This window comes from Pseudomonas palleroniana (genome assembly GCF_022836895.1).
In the GTDB taxonomy this organism is placed as follows: Bacteria; Pseudomonadota; Gammaproteobacteria; order Pseudomonadales; family Pseudomonadaceae; genus Aquipseudomonas; species Aquipseudomonas palleroniana.
In genome coordinates this window covers 4,249,026-4,269,493 of sequence record NZ_CP092411.1, presented here as the reverse complement: position 1 = coordinate 4,269,493, position 20,468 = coordinate 4,249,026, and the positions used below count along the sequence as shown (strand labels likewise).

Below are 20,468 nucleotides of genomic sequence, written 5' to 3'. Positions count from 1 at the left end.
GAATGATCAGCAGCGATACCAGCACACTCAAGACGATTGCCACGGCACTGGCCAGCAGCATCAGCACGGCAAAATTGCCGGCTGCCGATTGCACCGTGTCCAGGCGTTGCTTGATCTGGGCTTCCTCGAAGTCGATCAATGCATTCACGCGCTTGAGCCATTCGGTGTAGTACGGCGATGCCTGGGTCAGCAGCAGCTCCTGGGCGCCGGCAATGTCATTGCCGCGACGCAGGCTGATCACGCGTTCGGTGGAGGCCAGGGCCTGGGTCTCGATGGCCTTGATATCCCCCAGAAGCCGGGATTCTTCGGCGCCGGCCGTGGTCTGGGCGAACAGGCGATCCATCAGCACCGCCGAGTCCTGGTAATCGCGTTTGAGTTGCTCGATCTCGGCCAAGTGGTGGCTGAGCGTCGTCTCATCCTTGACCAGTACCGCGTCGCGAATGGCGATGGCGCGGTTGTGCACGCTGCCACGGAAGTTGATCGCGTAGCGTTGGACCACGGCGGCTTTTTCGCCGACATCCTTGAGCGTGCTGTCGATAAAGCCCACGCGTTGAATACCGACCGCAGTGATCAGCACCAGTAACGACAGGGTGGACGCGAAGCCCAGTCCGATGCGCATCGCCAACGACATAGGTTTTTTCATGGAAAGCTCGATATTCGGGAGGGCAAGGAGTGATGGCTAAAAGCTATCTGTGCCGCGAATCTATCGATCTGCCTGCCACGGGTCCAATCAGTAAATACTTAAACCATCATCGAGCAAATTGATGGAATAAAACCTGGATTCATACGTCATCCGACGTATTTCCCGTTTTTCCTGGCCGCCTGAGACTGGATCCCACGCCTTGTCATCCTTCCCAGGAGCCAGTCCATGACCGAAACACTGATCAAAGTCGACCTCAACCAGCCTGTTACCGAGAACGAGCACATCCACAACCGCTGGCACCCGGATATCCCGATGGCGTGCTGGGTCAAGCCGGGTGATGACTTCATCCTTGAAACCTACGACTGGACCGCCGGCGCGATCAAGAACAACGACGACGCCAGTGATGTGCGCGATGTGGACCTGTCCACCGTGCATTACCTGTCCGGGCCGGTAGGTGTGCACGGCGCCGAGCCGGGGGACCTGCTGGTGGTCGACTTGCTGGATATCGGCGCCAAGGCGGATTCCCAGTGGGGCTTCAATGGGTTTTTTTCGCGACAGAACGGCGGCGGCTTTCTCACCGATCACTTCCCCCATGCGCAAAAAGCGATTTGGGATTTCAAAGGCATGTTCACCAGCTCGCGGCACATTCCCGGCGTGAACTTCGCCGGCCTGATTCATCCCGGCCTGATCGGCTGCCTGCCCGATCCGGTGATGCTCGCCGACTGGAACCGCCGCGAACAGGAACTGATCGACACTGACCCGACCCGTGTCCCGCCACTGGCCAATGCACCGCTGGCCGCCACAGCCCATATGGGCAAGATGAAAGGCCAGGCGCGTGATGATGCCGCCGCGACCGGTGCGCGCACGGTGCCACCGCGTGAACATGGGGGTAACTGCGATATCAAGGATCTGTCCCGGGGCTCGAAGATCTTCTTCCCGGTCTATGTCAAAGGCGCGGGACTGTCGGTGGGCGATTTGCACTTCAGCCAGGGCGACGGCGAAATCACCTTTTGCGGCGCCATCGAAATGGCCGGCTGGGTGCATATGAAAGTCGAGTTGATCAAGGGCGGCATGGCCAAGTACGGGATCAAGAACCCGGTGTTCAAGCCGAGCCCGATCACGCCGAACTACCAGAACTACCTGATCTTCGAAGGCATCTCGGTAGACGAACAGGGCCAGCAGCACTACCTGGATGTCAACGTCGCCTACCGCCAGGCCTGCCTGAACGCGATCAACTACCTGACCAAGTTCGGCTACTCGCCGGCCCAGGGTTATGCGCTGCTCGGCTCCGCGCCGGTGCAAGGGCACATCAGCGGCGTGGTGGACATCCCGAATGCCTGCGCGACCTTGTGGTTGCCGACGGAAATCTTCGAGTTCGACATCAACCCCAGCGCCAACGGCCCGACCCGGTTCCTCGACGGCAGTATCGACCTGCCCATCGCCCTGGACCTGTAGCCATGCCGACCTACGAATACCCCTGCGACAGCTGCGGCACTTTCACGATGTTGCGCCCAATGGCGCAGCGCAACGAACCCAGCCAATGCCCGTACTGTGAAAGACCTGGCGGGCAACTGCTGGTATCGGCCCCGGCGCTGCAAACCCTGTCGGCAAACCAGCGCAAGGCTATCGCCGGCAACGAGCGCAGCGCCCACGCGCCGCAAACCGTCGGCGAATACCAGGAAAGTCGCAAGCACCCGGTCGGTTGCAGTTGCTGCGGTACGAGTAAAAAAGTCGTGCCGAGCAAGGCCAATCCCTTGGGGCTCAAGACCAGGACCGGCCCACGGCCGTGGATGATCAGTCACTAGAACAGGAGCATTGCAATGCGCCATGGCGACATTTCCAGCAGCCCGGACACCGTCGGTGTAGCGGTGGTGAACTACAAGATGCCGCGCCTGCACAACAAGGCCGAAGTCATCGATAACGCCAAGAAGATTGCCGAGATCATTGTCGGCATGAAGCAGGGCCTGCCCGGCATGGACCTGGTGGTGTTCCCCGAGTACAGCACCATGGGCATCATGTACGACCCTGAAGAAATGATGGCTACCGCGGCGAGTATTCCCGGCGAGGAAACCGCAATCTTCTCGGCGGCCTGCCGCCAGGCGAATACCTGGGGCGTATTTTCCCTGACCGGCGAGCGCCACGAAGAGCATCCGCACAAGGCGCCTTACAACACGCTGGTGTTGATCAATAACCTCGGCGAGATCGTGCAGCGTTATCGCAAGTGCATTCCCTGGTGTCCGATTGAAGGCTGGTATCCGGGGGACCGTACCTACGTATGCGACGGGCCCAAGGGCATGAAAATCAGCCTGATCATCTGCGATGACGGTAACTACCCGGAGATCTGGCGCGACTGCGCGATGAAAGGCGCCGAGCTGATCGTGCGTTGCCAGGGTTATATGTACCCGGCCAAGGAGCAGCAGGTGCAGATGTCCAAGAGTATGGCCTGGGCGAATAACTGCTACGTGGCGGTGGCCAATGCGGCCGGGTTCGACGGTGTGTATGCGTACTTTGGCCACTCGGCAATCATTGGCTTCGACGGGCGTACTCTGGGCGAATGTGGCGAGGAGGAAATGGGCATCCAGTATGCGCAGCTGTCGGTGTCGCAGATTCGCGATGCACGGGCCAATGACCAGTCACAGAACCATCTGTTCAAGCTGCTGCACCGTGGCTACACCGGCATGCATGCCTCGGGGGACGGCGACAAGGGCGTGGCGGACTGTCCGTTCGAGTTCTACCGCAACTGGGTGCTGGACGCACGAAAGGCGCAGGAGACTGTCGAGCAGTTCACTCGCAGCGCGGTAGGCGTCGCCGCGTGCCCGGTGGGGCAATTGCCTCACGGCGGCGAAAAGAGATAGCGGAGTAGGCTGAGTTTGAGCCGGCGCTTGCCGCATGCCTGTTGCAAGGCGGCGCCCAAAAGCACAGGAAGATGGGATCCAATTGCGGTATAACCCTCGGACGCTTTAGTGACCCGAGGCCCCGTTTTTCATGCAAAGCCCCTTGCAACGCCCGCTTTGGCAGATCTACCTGCTCTTTCTGGCACCGATGGTGCTGTCCAACTTTCTACAGAGCTTTTCCGGCACCCTCAACGGTATCTACGTTGGGCAGATGCTCGGCACCCAGGCGTTGGCAGCGGTGTCGGGGATGTTCCCCATCGTGTTTTTCTTTATTGCCCTGGTGATCGGCCTGGGGGCGGGCGCCTCGGTGCTGATCGGTCAGGCCTGGGGTGCCCAGGAAACCGCCATGGTCAAGGTGATCACTGGCGCCACCCTGACCTTGGGCGCGCTGGTGGGCTTGGTCGCGGCGGTGCTGGGCAGCCTGTTTGCGCGCCCGGCCCTGCAGGCGTTGGGCACGCCGGTTGATGTCTTGGAGGAGGCCGTCGGGTATGCCCAGATGATGATGTTGATCATGCCGCTGTTGCTGGTCTTCATCCTCTACACCCAGTTGTTGCGCGGCGTCAGTGACACGATCTCGCCGCTGCTGGCGCTGATGGTGTCGACGTTGGCCGGCCTGCTGCTGACACCGGCGTTGATTCGCGGCTGGCTCGGCCTGCCGCCCCAGGGTATCCAGAGTGCGGTGTACGCAGGGCTGGTGGGTAACACCCTGGCGATGCTGTTCCTGATGCTGCGCCTGCGGCATAAAAACCATGTGATGGCGCCGGACCGTGAGTTGCTCGGCGCCTTGCGCCTGGACCGCGTGATTCTCGGTAAAGTCCTGCGTATCGGCCTGCCCACCGGCTTGCAGATGGTGGTGCTGTCGCTGTCGGAGTTGGTCATTCTCGCCCTGGTCAACGGCCACGGTTCCCAGGCCACGGCGGCGTATGGCGCGGTGACGCAGATCGTCAACTATGTGCAATTCCCGGCATTGTCGATCGCCATTACCGCCTCGATCCTGGGCGCCCAGGCGATCGGTGCCGGGCGCCTGGAACGTATCGGGCCGATCCTGCGCACGGGCCTGCTGATCAACACCTGCCTGACCGGTGGCTTGATCGTGCTCGGCTACCTGCTGTCGCATTGGCTGCTGGGGCTGTTCATCACCGACGAGGCTGCGCGAGTCAACGCCGAACACCTGCTGCACATCATGCTGTGGAGCGTGCTGGTGTTCGGTTTCCAGGCGGTGATCGGCGGGATCATGCGTGCCAGCGGCGTGGTGCTGATGCCGGTCGCCATCTCGATCTTCTGTGTCCTGTGCGTTGAGCTGCCGATGGCGTACCTGTTCAATGCGCATTTTGGCCTGGAAGGGGTGTGGATGGCGTTTCCGGTGACCTACCTGGCAATGCTGGCCTTGCAGACTGCGTATTATCGAGTGGTATGGCGGCACAAACAGATCAAGCGCTTGGTGTGATACAAGCTTGCACAAATCCACAAAACAAGACCTTTGATTGATGGCAAATCCCTACGCCCAGCTGTTCCAGGCGCCTGGCTCGCGCGCTTTCGTGTTGGCCGGCATGTTGGCGCGCATGCCGGTGTCCATGACCGGTATCGGGCTGATCACCATGCTCTCGCAGGTGCACGGCGGCTACGGCCTGGCGGGCTCGGTGGCAGCGGTGTTTGCATTGGCCACGGCCTTGTGTGCGCCGCAGGTTTCACGTCTGGTTGACCGTTACGGCCAGGGCCGGGTCCTGCCGATTGCCGCGTTGATCGGCGGCGGGGCCTTGTTGCTGTTGTTGCTGTGCACCTATGTGCAAGCGCCGGACTGGACACTGTTCGTATTCGCGGCCTTCGCCGGTTGCATGCCCAATATGTCGGCCATGGTGCGGGCGCGCTGGACCGCGTTATATCGCGGCCAACCCAAGCTGCAAACCGCGTTTGCGCTGGAATCGGTGCTGGATGAAGTGTGCTTCATCATCGGCCCGCCGATATCGGTCGGCTTGTGCGTGGTGGTGTTCCCGCAGGCCGGGCCGTTGGTTGCGGCTTTGCTACTGGCGGTGGGCGTCACCACCTTTGTGCTGCAACGCGCAACCGAGCCGCCGGTCCACGAACACCAGAGCCATCATGGCCGCTGGCTGATCGCTTCGCCCTCGGTGTTGATCCTGATGGTGCTGTTGCTGGCCATGGGGGTGATCGTGGGCGTCGTGGATGTGGTCAGCGTGGCCTTTGCCCAGCAGCAAGGCCAGCCGGCCGCGGCAAGCATCGTGTTGTCGGTGTATGCCATCGGTTCGTGCCTGGCCGGGCTGGCTTTCGGCGCCTTCAAGCGCAAGGCGCCGTTGCCCCGGCAGTTCCTGTTCTGCGGTGTGGCGACCGCGTTGAGCACATTGCCGCTGCTGCTGGTGAGCAATATTCCCGGCCTGGCGCTGACGGTGTTCGTCTCCGGCTTGTTCTTCGCGCCGACCCTGATTGTGTCCATGGCCCTGGTGGAGCAGATCGTCCCACCCAGCCGCCTGACCGAAGGCATGACCTGGCTGATCACCGGCCTGAGCATCGGCGTGGCCATGGGGGCCGCCAGTTCGGGTTGGATGATTGACCACTACGGCGCCACCCGTGGGTTCTGGGTGGCGCTGATGGCGGGGGCGGTGGTGCTGGGATCAGCAGTGGTAGGGTATCGGCGGTTGGGCTGATGCGGCCCCTCTGCTTGTCCTGCAACAGTTCGGTGACCTGGCGCCGCTCACACTAGGCCAGGCATTTCACTCGCAACATCAGTTGCGTACGGGTTTCGTGTAGGACCGTTCCCTGTCGCTGCGTTCCAGCAGATACCGGTCCCAACCCCCCCCCGCTAATTTTTCCCTTCCCGGTTCGTTTTATAGGGACGACGTGCCTTTGTGCTTCCCGCCTATTGCTCCGGACCCCAAGAAATGAATGCTGAAGACTCCTTGAAACTTGCTCGCCGGTTTATCGGACTGCCCCTGGAAAAACGCCAATTGTTCCTGCAGGCCCTGCAGAAAGAAGGCGTGGATTTTTCCCGGTTTCCGATTCCGGCAGGAGTGGAAGTGGAGGATCGCCAGGCGCTGTCCTACGCCCAGCAGCGCATGTGGTTTCTCTGGCAATTGGACCCGGCAAGCGGTGCCTACAACCTGCCCGGTGCCGTACGGCTAAAGGGTGCGCTGAATGTGCCGGCGATGGAGCAAGCCTTCGCCAGCCTGGTGGCGCGCCATGAAACCTTGCGCACGGTGTTCCAGCGCCAGGCGGACGATCGCCTTGCGCAAGTCGCCAAAGTGCCGTCGCTGGTCATCGAACAGGTGGATCTCAGCACATTGCCGGCTGACACGCGCGAGCCGGCCGTCAACGAGGCGGCAACCCGGCAATCGCTGCTGGCATTCGACCTGGAGAACGGCCCGCTGCTGCGCGTGCAACTGCTCAAGCTTGATGAACAGGAGCATGTCCTGCTGCTGACCCTGCACCATATCGTCTCCGACGGTTGGTCGATGAACGTGCTGATCGACGAATTTATCCGCTGCTACGACGCCCATGAACGCAATGAGCAGCCCCAACTACCGGCGTTGCCGATCCAATACAGCGACTACGCCCTGTGGCAGCGCCGGTGGCTGGAAGCGGGGGAGCAGGCGCGTCAGTTGGAATACTGGCAGGCGCGTCTGGGCGATGAGCATCCGGTGCTGGAGTTGCCGACCGACCGTCCACGCCCGGCGATGCCCAGCTATCAGGGCACCCGCCATAATTTCGCGATTGACCCGGCACTGGCCGCGCAACTGCGCAGTTGCGCGCAAACCCATAACGTCACCCTGTTCATGCTGCTGCTCGGCGCGTTCAACGTGCTGCTGCATCGCTACACCGGGCAGGGCGATATTCGCGTCGGCGTGCCGATCGCCAATCGCAACCGCACCGAAGTCGAAGGGCTGATCGGTTTCTTCGTCAACACCCAGGTCCTGCGCACCGAACTCACTGGGCAAACCCGTGTTGCCGAGTTGCTGCAAGGCATCAAGGAGCACGCCCTGGAGGCCCAGGCCCATCAGGAATTGCCGTTCGAGCGCCTGGTGGAAGCGCTGAAAGTCGAGCGCAGCCTCAGTCATACGCCGCTGTTCCAAGTCATGTACAACCACCAGCCGCTGGTCGCAGATATCGCCGCCGTCAGCACCGCGTCGGGCCTGGAACTGGCGCTGGTGGAGTGGCAAGGGCGTACCACCCAGTTTGACCTGACCCTCGACACCTTTGAAAAGTCCGGCACCCTGCATGCCGCGCTGACCTACGCCAACGACCTGTTCGACGCGCCGTCCATCGAGCGCATGGCGCGCCACTGGATCAGCCTGCTGCAGGCCATGGTTGCCGATGGCGAGCAACGCATCGGCGAGCTGCCGATGCTGGCCGCCGACGAGCAACATGTGCTGGTGAACGCATGGAACCAGACCGCCGAGACCTACCCGACCGAACGCGGCATCCATCAGTTGATCGAGGACCAGGTGCAGCGCACGCCGCACGCACCGGCGTTGCAGTTTGGTACCAGCACTTTGAGCTACGCCGAGCTGGATGCCCGTGCCAACTCGTTGGCTCATGCCCTGCGCGAACAGGGCGTCGGCCCGGACGTGCTGGTCGGCATCTGCGTCGAGCGTTCCATCGAAATGGTGGTGGGGTTGCTGGCGATCCTCAAGGCCGGGGGCGCCTACGTGCCGCTGGACCCTGAATACCCGCAGGACCGCCTGGCCTACATGATCGAAGACAGTGGCATCGCACTGCTGCTCAGCCAGCAACACCTGCTGCCGATGTTGCCCGCCGCCGGTGTCCCGGTGATTGCCCTGGACCAGGCCGCAGGCTGGCTCGACGGCTACAGCCGCGAATCGCTGGCCGTGGATCTCCAGGCGTTGAACCTGGCCTACGTGATCTATACCTCCGGTTCCACCGGCAAACCCAAGGGCGCCGGCAACAGCCATCGTGCGCTGGTCAATCGCTTGTGCTGGATGCAGCACGCCTATGGCCTGGATGAGGGCGACGCGGTTTTGCAGAAAACCCCGTTCAGCTTCGACGTCTCGGTGTGGGAGTTCTTCTGGCCGCTGATGACCGGCGCTCGCCTGGTGGTCGCAGCGCCGGGTGAGCACCGTGAGCCGGCGCGCCTGATCGAAACCATCGGCCGGTACGCCATCACCACCTTGCACTTCGTGCCCTCGATGCTCCAGGCGTTCATCCATGAGCCGGGCGTGCACGCCTGCACGGGCCTCAAGCGCATTGTGTGCAGCGGTGAAGCCTTGCCCCTGGACGCGCAATCGCAAGTGTTCGCCAAGTTGCCGGGGGTGGGGTTGTACAACCTCTATGGTCCGACCGAAGCGGCCATCGATGTGACCCATTGGAACTGCGTCGAAGAAGGCGCCGACAGCGTGCCGATCGGCCGTCCGATCGCCAACCTGGCCACTTACGTGCTCGATGCCCAGCTCAATCCGGTGCCAGCCGGGGTCGCGGGTGAGCTGTACCTGGGCGGCACCGGCCTGGCGCGCAGTTACCATCGGCGCCCGGCGCTGACGGCCGAGCGTTTTGTGCCGAGCCCGTTCCTGCGCGGCGAGCGCTTGTATCGCACTGGCGACCGTGTGTGCCAGCGTGCCGACGGCGTGATCGAATACCTCGGCCGCCTCGATCATCAGGTGAAACTGCGCGGTTTGCGCATTGAGCTGGGCGAAATCGAGGCCCGCCTGCTGCAGCACCCTACAGTCCGCGAAGCCGTGGTGCTGGTGCAGGGCGGCAAGCAGTTGGTCGGCTACCTGGTGCTGGAAAGCGCCGAGCCCGCCGACCTCAAGGCCTGGCTGCTCGGCAGCCTGCCGGAATACATGGTGCCGACGCACCTGATGGTGCTGGCCAAACTGCCGGTGACCGCCAACGGCAAGCTGGATCGCAAAGCCTTGCCGCTGCCGGACGCCGCGCCGCAACAGGCATTTATCGCGCCGGAAAGCGCGCTGCAAAAAGCCCTGGCGGCGATCTGGAGCGACGTGCTGGGCCTGGAGCAGGTCGGCCTGGACGACAACTTCTTCGAACTGGGCGGCGATTCGATCATCTCCATCCAGGTGGTCAGTCGTGCACGCCAGGCAGGCATTCGCCTCAGCCCACGGGACTTGTTCCAGTATCAGAGCGTGCGCAGCCTGGCCTTGGTGGCAAGCTTTGAGCAGGCCAGCGTGATCGACCAGGGGCCGGTCACGGGCGAGGTGGTCCTGACGCCGGTGCAGCAGAGCTTTTTCGAGCAGGCGATCCCGGCGCGCCACCACTGGAACCAGTCGTTGCTGCTGACCCCGCGTGAACGGCTGGAGCCTGAGCGTCTGGAGGCCGCGCTGACGCACGTGATCAACCATCACGACGCGCTGCGCCTGCGTTTTGTGCAGCATGCCGATGGCTGGCAGCAAGCCTACGCGGCGCCGGTCAGCGAGGCGGCGTTGTGGCAGTCCCAAGCCGACGATGACACTCAACTGGCCGCCTTGTGCGATGAAGCCCAGCGCAGTCTCGACCTGGGCCACGGGCCGCTGTTGCGCGCCGCCCTGGTCAACCTGGGCGATGGCAGCCAGCGCCTGTTGTTGGTGGTGCATCACCTGGTGGTGGATGGCGTGTCGTGGCGCATCCTGCTGGAAGACCTGCAACAGGCTTACCGCGTAGCACCGCTGCCGGCCAAGACCAGTGCTTTCCAGCAGTGGGCGCGACAGTCGCAAGATCATGCCCAACGCCTCAATGCGCAACTGCCGTACTGGCAGGCGCAGGCCGTCGACGCCGAGCTGCCCTGCGACAACCCCCATGGCGGCCTGCAAAATCGCCTGGGCAGCAAGATTGAAATCCGCCTGGATGCCGAACATACCCGCCAACTGCTGCAAGAGGCGCCTGCGGCGTATCGCACCCAGGTCAATGACCTGCTGCTGACCGCACTGGCCCGCGTGGTCGGGCGTTGGAGCGGCCAGCCCGCTGCGTTGATCCAGTTGGAGGGGCATGGGCGTGAAGACCTGTTCGACGATATCGACCTGACGCGCACCGTGGGTTGGTTCACCAGCCTGTTCCCCGTGCGTTTGCAGGCTGAGGGTGAGCTGGCGAGTGCGATCAAATCGGTCAAGGAACAGCTGCGCGCCGTACCCGACAAGGGCTTGGGCTACGGCCTGCTGCGCTACCTGGGCGCCCCTGAGGTGCGCGAGGTCCTGGCCGGCGCCGCTGCGCCGCGTATCACCTTCAACTATCTGGGGCAGTTCGATCGCCAGTTCGATGACTCGACGCTGTGGGTGCCGGCCAGCCAGACCAGTGGCCAGGCGCAGGACCCCGAAGCGCCGCTGGCCAACTGGCTGACGGTGGAAGGGCAGGTGTACGGCGGTGAGCTGGCGTTGCAATGGGGCTTCAGCCGCGACATGTTCCAGGCCTCGACCATCCAGCGCCTGGCGGACGAGTACGCCACTGAACTCAAGGGCTTGATCGAGCACTGCTGCGCCACGCCGGCAGGGCAGGTCACGCCGTCGGACTTCCCGTTGGCACGCTTGACCCAGGCGCAACTGGACGCGCTGCCGGTCGCCGGGCCGGCCATCGCCGATCTGTATCCGCTGTCGCCCATGCAGCAGGGCATGCTGTTCCACACCTTGTACGCGCCCGAGGGGCAGGCTTACATCAACCAGCTGCGCCTGGACATCGAAGGTCTGGATCTGCTCAGGTTCGGCCGCGCCTGGCAGGCGGTGCTGGACCGTCACGACATCCTGCGCAGCAGCTTCCATTGGCAGGGCCTGGACAGCGCCCACCAGGTGATTCAGCGTCAGGTCGACCTGCAATTGCAGGTGATTGAAGACGTAAACGCCGACTGCGAGGTGCTGGCCGCGGCTGAGCGCGAGCGCGGCTTTGAGCTGAGCAGCGCGCCGCTGTTTCGCCTGCTGCTGGTGCGCGGCGCAGGCACGGCCTGGCAGCTGATTTTCACCAGTCACCACATCCTTATGGATGGCTGGAGCAACGCCCAATTGCTCAGTGAGGTCCTCGCCCATTACGCCGGCCAGGCGCTGCCGGCGCCGTTGGGGCAGTTCCGCGATTACCTGGGTTGGCTGCAGCAGCAAGCGTCGGGCGAAGTGTTCTGGAAAGCCGCCCTGGCGCCGTTGCAAGCGCCGACCTTGTTGGCTGACGCGCTGCGTGCGCCGGTCGATGGCGTGGGCATGGCGGATCATCACGTGGCCCTTGGCAGTGAGTTCACCCAACGTCTCGGGGCCTATGCCCGTCAACACAAAGTTACCCTCAACACGCTGTTGCAAGGCGCCTGGAGCCTCTTGTTGCAACGCTACACCGGCCAGGTGTGCGTGGCCTTCGGCGCCACCGTGGCCGGGCGTTCAGCACCGTTGCCGGGGATCGAACAGCAACTGGGCCTGTTCATCAACACCTTGCCGATCATCAGCGCGGCTGCACCGGCGCAATCGGTTGCCGACTGGCTCGGCGAGCTGCAAGCCCTGAACCTCAGCCTGCGCGAGCATGAACATGTGCCGCTTTACGACATCCAGGGCTGGGCCGGTCAACCAGGTGCTGCGCTGTTCGACAGCTTGCTGGTGTTTGAAAACTTCCCGGTGGCCGAGGCCTTGAAGCAGGGCGCACCGGCCGGCCTGCGCTTCGGCCCGTTGCACAACCATGAACAGACCCATTACCCACTGACCCTGGGCATCGAGTTGGGCGCCAGCCTGCGCCTGGAGTTCAGCTACGACTGCGAGCGTTTCAGCGCGCCGCAAGTCGCACGGTTGAGCGCCAACCTGCAGCACCTGTTGACGCAGATGCTCGCCGACGCCCGCGCGCCGCTCGGCACCCTGCAACTGCTGGACGCCAGCGCACAGCGTGACGTGCTTGCACTCAGCCAGTGCGCCGCCGCTGCCCAGCGGCACACGCGGGTCCATGAGCGCATTGCCGCTCAGGCCCAGGCTACCCCGGATGCCTTGGCGGTGCAGGCCGGTGATGTGCGTTTGAGCTATGCCCAACTCAACGCGCGCGCCAACCGCCTCGCCCACCATTTGCTGGAGCAGGGCGCAGGCCCGGGCCGGCGGGTAGGGCTGGCGGCACGGCGCGGCCCGCAATTGATCGTCAGCCTGCTGGCGGTGCTCAAGAGCGGCGCGGCCTATGTGCCCCTGGACCCGAACTACCCGGCCGAGCGCCTGGCCTACATGCTGGCTGACAGTCGCCTTGATCTGCTGCTCTGCGAAACCGGGTTGCTCAACGACCTGCCGCTGCCCCCGGGGCTGGCCCGCGTGGCGTTCACCGCCAGCGGCGACGAGTCCGCCGGCTACCCCGCCAGCAACCCGCTCAATCGGGCAGCCGCGGCCGACCTGGCCTACGTGATCTATACCTCCGGCTCCACCGGCCAGCCTAAGGGCGTGGCCATCGACCACGCCGCCCTCGGCCAGTTCTGCGACAGCGCTGAACGCTACAGCCGCCTGACCGCCGAGGATCGTGTACTGCAATTTGCCACGTTCAGTTTCGACGGCTTTGTCGAACAGTGCTACCCGCCACTGTGTGCCGGTGCGGCGCTGATCATGCGTGGCGATGAACTGTGGGATGCCGGGCAACTGGCGCGGGAAATCGTCGAGCAAGGCGTGACCCTGGCCGACTTGCCGGCGGCCTACTGGTACTTGCTGGCCAAGGAATGCGCCGTCGACCGCAAGCCACTGGGTAACCTGCGCCAGGTGCATGTGGGCGGTGAAGCCATGTCGGTGGAAGGCTTGCGTGCCTGGCATGCGGCAGGGTTGGGCGGCGTGCGGCTGGTCAATACCTACGGGCCGACCGAAGCCACCGTGGTGTCCAGCGTGCATGACTGCCAACTGGCCGATGCCAGCGAGGTGTTCGGTGTGCCGATTGGGCAGGCGATTGAAGGCCGCTCGCTGTATGTGCTCGACAGCGCGTTTGAGTTGCTGGCCACCGACGGCGTTGGCGAGCTGTGCATCGGCGCCGACGCCGGGCTGGCCCAGGGTTATTTCGACCGCCCGGCGCTGACCGCCGAGCGTTTCCTGCCGGACCCGTTTTCTGCCGTGCCCGGTGCGCGGCTTTATCGCAGTGGCGACCTGGCCCGTTACAACGCGGCAGGCGCCCTGGAGTATGTCGGGCGCATCGACCATCAAGTGAAGATTCGCGGTTTCCGTATCGAAATCGGCGAAGTCGAAGCCAGCCTGCAAGCCTTGCCCCGGGTGCGTGAAGCGGCGGTGATCGCCCAGCCGAGCGCCACCGGCGCGCAATTGGTGGCCTACATCGTTGCCGCCCGCGAGCAGACACTGGACACCCAGGCACTGGCGAGCACGCTGCGCCAATCCCTGCCGGACTACATGGTGCCGGCCCATTGGCAAGTGCTGGACGCCTTGCCGTTGAACAACAACGGCAAGCTCGACCGTCGCGCATTGCCGCTGCCGGACCTGAACCGGATGCAGCACGCCTACGTCGCCCCTCACAGTGCCGTGCAAATCCAACTGGCGGCGATCTGGCAGGCCGTGTTGCAGGTTGAACAGGTCGGGCTCGATGACCATTTCTTCGAGCGCGGCGGCCATTCGTTGCTGGCCACCCAAGTGATTTCGCGGGTGCGCCAGGCCCTTTCGCTGGAAGTGCCGTTGCGCATGCTGTTCGAGCAGCCGACCCTGCAAGCCTTCGCGGCCGCCTGCGCGGGTTTGCAAGCCGACACCGCGCCGCCGCTGGTGGCGGTGAAGCGCGATCAACCGCTGCCGTTGTCCTTTGCCCAGGAACGCCAATGGTTCCTCTGGCAATTGGACCCGGCCAGCGCCGCTTATCACGTGCCGAGCGCCTTGCATCTGCGCGGCCCGTTGGACATCGCCGCGCTGGAGCTGGCCTTTCAAACCCTGGTGCAGCGTCATGAGCCGCTGCGCACCACTTTTGTGGAGCAGGGCGAGCAGACCTGGCAGGTGATTCAACCGCGCCAGACGACTTCCATCGAGCTTGAACACGTCGCCGCTTCCAGCGTCGAGCAGGCCGTAACGCAAGAGATCCAGCGCTCGTTCGACCTGTGCAACGGCCCGCTGATGCGCGTCAAACTGCTGGTGGTGGCGCCCGAGCACCACGTGCTGGTGATCACCCAGCACCACATCATCTCCGACGGCTGGTCGATGCAGGTCATGATCGACGAACTGGTGGCGCTCTATCAGGGCCAGGCTCCGCTGCCGGCGTTGCCGCTCCAGTACGCCGACTATGCCGTGTGGCAGCGCGACTGGATGGCGGCCGGGGAAAAACAGCGCCAGCTCGATTACTGGCGTGGGCGCCTGGGCGGTGAACAGGCGGTGCTGGAATTGCCGCTGGACCATCCGCGCCCGGCGCAGCAAAGCCATCGCGGTGCACGCTGCACGATTGAGCTGGACCGTGCCTTGTTGGCCGAACTCAAGGCCCTGGCCCAGCGCCAGGACGTGACCTTGTTCATGTTGCTGCTGGCCTCGTTCCAAACCTTGCTGCATCGCTACAGCGGGCAGTCGCAGATTCGTGTCGGGGTGCCGATCGCCAACCGCAACCGCCTGGAAACCGAGCGGCTGATCGGTTTCTTCGTCAACACCCAAGTGCTGCAAGCCGACCTCAGCGGGCACATGACCTTCGAGCAGTTGCTCGCCCAGGTCAAGCGCCATGCCCTGGAGGCCCAGGCGCACCAGGACTTGCCCTTCGAACAATTGGTGGAGGCGCTGCAACCGGAGCGCAGCCTGAGCCATAACCCGCTGTTCCAGGTGATGTTCAACCACCAGGACAACCTGCGTCCGGCGCCGCTGCAGTTGCCTGGCCTGGACCTGCAGCCGGTGGACTGGGCGGCGCACAGCACCCAGTTCGACCTGAACCTGGAAACCGAAGCGTCGGCCGACGGTTTTTGGGCCTCGCTGACCTACGCCACCGACCTGTTTGAGGCGGCGACCGTGGAACGCTTGGCCGAGCACTGGCAAAACCTGCTGCGTGCCGTGGTGCGTGATGGGGCGCTGGCCCTGGATGAGTTGCCGATGCTCAGCACGGCGCAATCGCAGCAACTGATCAGCGATTGGAACCGTAGCGACCGCGCTTACCCGCGTGAGCGTTGCGTGCATCAGTTGTTCGAAGCCCAAGCGCTGGCCCAGCCGCACGCGGTTGCGCTGCAATTCAATGACCAGGCCCTGAGCTATGGCGAACTCAACCGACGCGCCAATCGCCTGGCCCACCGTTTGATCGCCGCCGGCGTCGGTCCGGATGTGCTGGTGGCCGTGCATGTCGAACGCTCGGTCGACATGATCGTCAGCCTGCTGGCCACGCTCAAGGCCGGTGGCGCCTACGTGCCGCTGGACCCGCAATTCCCGGCGGACCGGCTGGCCTTCATGCTCGAAGACAGCCGTGCCCGGGTGCTGTTGACCCAGCCGCACCTGCTCGGGCAACTGGCGCAACCGCAAGGTCTGCGGGTGTTGCAGGTGGACGCCGCCGACGGCGCTGAACACAACCCACAGGTTGAGGTTACGCCTGAGCATCTGGCCTACGTGATCTACACCTCCGGCTCCACGGGCAAGCCCAAGGGCGTGATGGTGCGGCACCAGGCGTTGTGCAGCTTTACCAGCGGCATGGCCGACACCCTGCACATCGATGCGCAGGCGCGCGTGCTGTCGCTGACCACGTTCTCCTTCGACATTTTTGCCCTGGAGCTGTACGTACCGCTGACGGTCGGCGCCACGCTACTGTTGAGCGACCAGGCAATGGCCCTCGACCCCGAAGCCATTCTCGATCTGGCTCACCAGCAATCGGCCAGTGTGCTGCAAGCCACGCCGTCCACCTGGCGCATGCTGCTCGACAGCCCACGCGCCGAGCTGTTGCGCGGTATCCAATGCCTGTGTGGCGGCGAGGCGCTGCCGACGGACCTGGCCCAGCGCCTGCTCGACCTGCAAGGGCCGGTCTGGAACCTCTATGGTCCGACGGAAACCACCATCTGGTCGGCTGCCCACCGTCTGTCTCAGGCGCAGCCTTTTGTCGGACGGCCGATCGCCAATACCTCGCTGTTCATCCTGAATGCCGGCATGACCCCGTGCCCGTTGGGCGCCCCCGGTGAGTTGCTGATCGGTGGCGTGGGCTTGGCGCGGGGTTATCACGCACGGCCGGCACTTACCGCCGAACGCTTCGTGCCCAACCCCTTCGGCGCCCCTGGCGAGCGCCTGTACCGCACTGGCGACCTGGCGCGTTACCGCGACGACGGCGTAGTGGAGTACATCGGCCGGGTCGACCATCAGGTCAAGGTGCGCGGGTTCCGCATCGAACTGGGCGAGATCGAGGCCTGCCTGCGCGAGCACCACGGTGTGCGTGAAGCCGTGGTGCTGGCCGACAACGAGCGCTTGATCGCTTATCTGGTCAGCGCGGCGCCCGATACGCAGGAGGCGTACAAAGCCGCCTTGCGCGGGCGCCTGCCGGATTACATGGTGCCGGCGCACCTGCTGTTTCTCGACAGCCTGCCGTTGACCCCCAACGGCAAGCTTGACCGCAAGGCGCTGCCCAAGCCGGACGCGAGCCTGGCGCGCCAACGCCATGTGGCGCCGGTCAGCCCAAGGGAGCAACAGGTTGCGACGATCTGGGCCGAGGTGCTCGACGTGCCGCAGGTCGGCCTCGACGATCACTTCTTCGAGCTGGGCGGGCATTCGCTGCTGGCCACGCGGGTGGTGTCGCGCGTGCGGCAGGCACTGGCCCTGGAAGTGGCGCTCAAGACCTTGTTCGAACAACCCTTGCTGGGTGACTTCGTACGTGCCCTGGGCGAAGAGGGCGTCGCCGCACCGGCGCTGCTCAAGGCCGACCGCACGCAACCGTTGCCGCTGTCCTATGCCCAGGAGCGCCAATGGTTCCTCTGGCAACTGGACCCGCACAGTGCGGCTTACCACATTCCCAGCGCTTTGCGTCTGCACGGCCCGCTGGACCTGGACGCACTGCAACGCAGCTTCGACAGCTTGCTGGCCCGCCACGAAAGCCTGCGCACCCATTTGCGCCAGGACGCCGGTGGTACGGTGCAGGTCATTGAAGCGACCGGCGTGATCGATATCGCCCTGGCCGACACCGAATACGCCGACCTCAAGGCGCGGGTCGCGGACGAGATCGCACGGCCGTTCGACCTGCTGCGCGGGCCGCTACTGCGGGTGACGTTGTTGCGTCTGGCCGAGGATGATCACGTGCTGGTGCTGGTGCAGCATCACATCGTCTCCGATGGTTGGTCGATGCAACTGATGGTCGAGGAACTGGTGCAGTCGTACGCCGCCTTCAGCCAGGGTGAGCAACCGCAGCTGCCGGCGCTGCCGATCCAGTACGCCGACTATGCCGTGTGGCAACGCCTATGGATGGAAGCCGGCGAGAAAGCGCGTCAACTGGCCTACTGGCGCGAGCAACTGGGCGGTGAACAGCCGGTACTGGAATTGCCGTTCGACCACCCGCGCCCGGCGCTGCCCAGCCATCGTGGGGCACGCTTGGGTATCGAGCTGGCGCCCGAGTTATTGGCCGGGTTGCGCCAACTGGCGCACAACACCGGGGTGACGCTGCCGATGGTGCTGCTGGCGTCCTACCAGGCGCTGCTGCACCGCTACAGCGGCCAGGAAGATGTGCGCGTCGGGGTGCCCATCGCCAACCGCAACCGCCTTGAAACCGAGGGGTTGATCGGTTTCTTCGTCAACACCCAGGTGCTCAAGGCCGATCTCCATGGGCAGATGAGCGTGGAGCAATTGCTCGCCCAGGTACGCCAACGCTCCTTGCAGGCCCAGGCCCATCAGGACCTGCCGTTCGAACAACTGGTGCAAGCGCTGCAACCGGAGCGCAGCCTCAGCCTGAGCCCGTTGTTCCAGGTGCTGTTCAACCACCGCGTCACTGCGGCGGACAGCCATCTGCAACGTTTGGTCGACCTGCACGTCGAGGTATTGAGCGGGGAGGACGGCGTCGCGCAGTTCGACCTGGCGCTGGACGTGGAAGAAAGCCAGCAGGCGCTGCGCGCCTCTCTGAGTTACGCCACCGACCTGTTTGCCCCGGCCACCATCGAACGCATGGCCGGGCATTGGCAGAACCTGTTGCAAGGGATGGTTGCCAACCCTGCGCAACCCCTCAGCCAACTGCCGTTGCTGGATGCTGCCGAGCAGCAGCAGATTCTCGACCGTTGGAACTGCACCGATTCCGGCTTCTCGGCCGAGCGCCTGGTACATCAGCTGTTCGCCGACCGCGCCCGGGAGAACCCCGACGCCGTCGCAGTGAAGTTCGATACGCAAACCCTGAGTTATGGCGAACTCGACCGCCAGGCCAACCGCCTGGCCCATGCGCTGATCGCCCGTGGCGTGGGCCCGGAAGTGCGTGTGGCCATTGCCATGCCGCGCAGTGCCGAAATCATGGTGGCCTTCCTGGCGGTGCTCAAGGCCGGTGGCGTATATGTGCCGCTGGATATCGAGTACCCACGCGATCGCCTGCTGTACATGATGCAGGACAGCCGCTCCCAGCTGTTGCTGACCCATTCGGCGGTGCAGCATCGGTTGCCGATTCCCGACGGTTTGCAAGCCCTGGCAATCGATGAGGTGTCGGTGTGGGCAGATTACAGCGACAGTGCGCCGCAAGTGACGCTATACGGCGACAACCTGGCCTACGTGATCTACACCTCCGGCTCCACCGGCCTGCCCAAGGGCGTGGCGGTGTCCCACGGGCCGTTGGTGGCGCACATCATCGCCACCGGCGAGCGCTATGAAACCGGGCCGACCGATTGCGAATTGCACTTCATGTCCTTCGCCTTCGACGGCTCCCACGAAGGCTGGATGCACCCGCTGATCAACGGCGCCAGCGTGCTGATCCGCGACGACAGCCTATGGCTGCCGGAATACACCTACGAACAGATGCACCGTCACAAGGTGACCATGGCGGTATTCCCGCCGGTGTACCTGCAACAGCTGGCCGAGCATGCCGAACGTGACGGCAACCCTCCGGCCGTGCGCGTGTATTGCTTCGGCGGTGATGCGGTGGCCCAGGCGAGCTATGACCTGGCCTGGCGCGCACTGCGTCCGACCTACCTGTTCAATGGCTACGGCCCGACGGAAACCGTGGTCACGCCGCTGCTGTGGAAAGCCCGCCAGGGCGATCCGTGCGGGGCGGTGTATGCGCCGATCGGCACGCTGCTGGGCAACCGCAGCGGCTACGTGCTCGATGCGCAGTTGAACCTGCAACCCATCGGCGTGGCCGGTGAGTTGTACCTGGGCGGCGAGGGCGTGGCGCGGGGTTACCTGGAGCGTCCGGCGTTGACCGCCGAGCGTTTTGTGCCGGACCCGTTCGGCAAGCCCGGTAGCCGCGTGTATCGCAGTGGCGACCTGACCCGTGGACGCCCGGACGGCGTGGTGGATTACCTGGGGCGTGTCGACCATCAGGTGAAGATCCGTGGTTTCCGCATCGAGTTGGGTGAAATCGAAGCGCGCCTGCGCGAGCAGGACAGTGTGGGTGAAACCGTGGTGGTGGCCCAGGACGGCCCGACCGGCAAGCAGTTGGTGGCGTACGTCGTGCCGGCCGATGCCGGCCTGAGCAATCAGGCCGAGTTCCGTGACGCCTTGCGCCGCGCCCTGAAAGCCCGCCTGCCGGATTACATGGTGCCTGCGCACTTCATGTTCCTGGCCCAGATGCCGCTGACGCCCAACGGCAAGCTCGACCGCAAGGGCCTGCCCGAGCCGGACGCAAGCCTGCTGCAAAAGCAGTACGTGGCACCTGAGAGCGAACTGGAGCAACAGATCGCCGCGATCTGGGCCGAGGTACTGCGCCTGCCGCAGGTGGGCTTGAACGACAACTTCTTCGAAGTCGGCGGCCACTCCTTGCTGGCGATCCAGATCACCTCGCGGGTCCAGGCCGAACTGGGCCTGGAGGTGCCGCTGGTGGAACTGTTCCAGACCGAATCGCTGCGCAGCTACGTGCAGGCTGCAGCCACCTTCCGCGCCGGCAGTGCGGAAGATTTTGATGATCTACGTGACTTTTTGAGCGAACTAGAGGCGATTTGA

At 64.2% G+C, this 20,468-nt stretch carries 6 protein-coding genes and 1 pseudogene; 6 read left to right on the top strand and 1 reads right to left on the bottom strand.

Annotation, left to right across the window (positions count from 1 at the left end; all coding sequences use genetic code 11):
- Window positions 1-175: 175 nt before the first annotated feature.
- Window positions 176-619: pseudogene (locus tag MJP36_RS28180) on the bottom strand (MCP four helix bundle domain-containing protein); the annotation flags it as partial.
- Between the two features lie 249 nt (window positions 620-868).
- Between MJP36_RS28180 and fmdA the strand changes: the two are divergent.
- The 6 genes from fmdA to MJP36_RS19225 all read left to right on the top strand — a co-directional run bounded on the left by fmdA (window position 869) and on the right by MJP36_RS19225 (window position 20,468).
- Window positions 869-2,098, top strand: a complete 1,230-nt coding sequence (fmdA, locus tag MJP36_RS19250; RefSeq protein ID WP_060755333.1) for a formamidase — start codon at window positions 869-871, stop codon at window positions 2,096-2,098.
- Window positions 2,099-2,100: 2 nt separating this feature from the next.
- A complete protein-coding gene (locus MJP36_RS19245; RefSeq protein ID WP_244383769.1) occupies window positions 2,101-2,448 on the top strand; it encodes an FmdB family zinc ribbon protein in 348 nt (115 codons plus the stop codon).
- Between the two features lie 15 nt (window positions 2,449-2,463).
- A complete protein-coding gene (locus MJP36_RS19240) occupies window positions 2,464-3,498 on the top strand; it encodes an aliphatic amidase (protein ID WP_060755331.1) in 1,035 nt (344 codons plus the stop codon).
- A 130-nt stretch (window positions 3,499-3,628) separates the two neighbouring features.
- Complete coding sequence (locus tag MJP36_RS19235) at window positions 3,629-4,984, top strand: MATE family efflux transporter (RefSeq protein WP_104993391.1); 1,356 nt, start codon at window positions 3,629-3,631, stop codon at window positions 4,982-4,984.
- Window positions 4,985-5,024: 40 nt separating this feature from the next.
- On the top strand, window positions 5,025-6,197 hold the full coding sequence (locus MJP36_RS19230; RefSeq protein WP_244383768.1) for an MFS transporter: 1,173 nt from the start codon (window positions 5,025-5,027) through the stop codon (window positions 6,195-6,197).
- 234 nt (window positions 6,198-6,431) lie between these two features.
- Window positions 6,432-20,468 (top strand): non-ribosomal peptide synthase/polyketide synthase, encoded by a 14,037-nt coding sequence (locus tag MJP36_RS19225; protein ID WP_244383767.1) that lies wholly within the window; start codon window positions 6,432-6,434, stop codon window positions 20,466-20,468.

Bases quoted from the DNA above. Each gene is read 5' to 3' on its own strand.
- MJP36_RS19230 (WP_244383768.1), top strand. From the start codon at position 5,025: ATGGCAAATCCCTACGCCCAGCTGTTCCAGGCGCCTGGCTCGCGCGCT.
- MJP36_RS19235 (WP_104993391.1), top strand. From the start codon at position 3,629: ATGCAAAGCCCCTTGCAACGCCCGCTTTGGCAGATCTACCTGCTCTTT.
- MJP36_RS19225 (WP_244383767.1), top strand. From the start codon at position 6,432: ATGAATGCTGAAGACTCCTTGAAACTTGCTCGCCGGTTTATCGGACTG.
- MJP36_RS19240 (WP_060755331.1), top strand. From the start codon at position 2,464: ATGCGCCATGGCGACATTTCCAGCAGCCCGGACACCGTCGGTGTAGCG.
- fmdA (WP_060755333.1), top strand. From the start codon at position 869: ATGACCGAAACACTGATCAAAGTCGACCTCAACCAGCCTGTTACCGAG.
- MJP36_RS19245 (WP_244383769.1), top strand. From the start codon at position 2,101: ATGCCGACCTACGAATACCCCTGCGACAGCTGCGGCACTTTCACGATG.